The 717-nt window shown below is 58.9% G+C and carries 1 protein-coding gene; it reads right to left on the reverse strand.

Features of this window, described 5'->3' with window-relative positions; all coding sequences use genetic code 11:
- Window positions 1-717: Tn3 family transposase (locus EN935_RS38840; protein WP_164771865.1), on the reverse strand; the 717-nt coding region annotated here is incomplete at both ends.

Here is a 717-nt window from a genome sequence, read left to right on the forward strand (position 1 = left end):
ATGGAGCAGATCGTCCCAATGGTCGAGAATCAGGGTGGTGTTGATCGGTGCCCCGATATGGTTCGACAGCGCCGGGTATGCATCGCCTTTCTCGAATGTGTGGAATTTCCGGTCTTTAAGATTGCGCAGTCGCGGTGCGAAGCGTTTGCCGATCAGAGCGAATAGCCCAAAGACGTGATCGCTCGCGCCGCCGGTGTCCGTGAAGTGCTCTTGGATGTCGAGGATTGTGTCCTGGTCGAATAGCCCATCGAGCACATAGGCGGCCTCGCTTTCGGTCGGACTGATGGGCAGAATGCTGAAGTAGCCATACTGATCGGAAAGATGGCTGTAAAATTTCGATCCGGGTTCGCTGCCATAGTGCAGATTGACGTCACCGCGCTTTGCGGCACGGTCGCTCGCGCGGAAGAATTGGCCATCGGACGATGATGTTGTTCCGTTGCCCCACAGTCGAGAATGCGGATGTCGGGTGTGTGCATCGGTGATACATGCTTGCGCCGCCCGATAGGTCTCGGACCGCGCGTGGAAGGTGCGCATCCAGCCGATCTGGTGCGCGCTGATGCCCTTGGACGCGCTCGCCATTCGCTTCGGACCGAGGTTGGTCGCATCGGCCAGCACGCCGGCCAGCATGGCCGAGACATTTCTTGGGACGTCGCCGGTGCGAACATGCGTGAAGAAATCCGCAAAGCCGGTCCATTCATGCACTTCCCTCAGCAGGTC

Origin of the sequence: Mesorhizobium sp. M7D.F.Ca.US.004.03.1.1 (assembly GCF_003998635.1) — a bacterium.
Lineage (GTDB): Bacteria > Pseudomonadota > Alphaproteobacteria > Rhizobiales > Rhizobiaceae > Mesorhizobium > Mesorhizobium loti.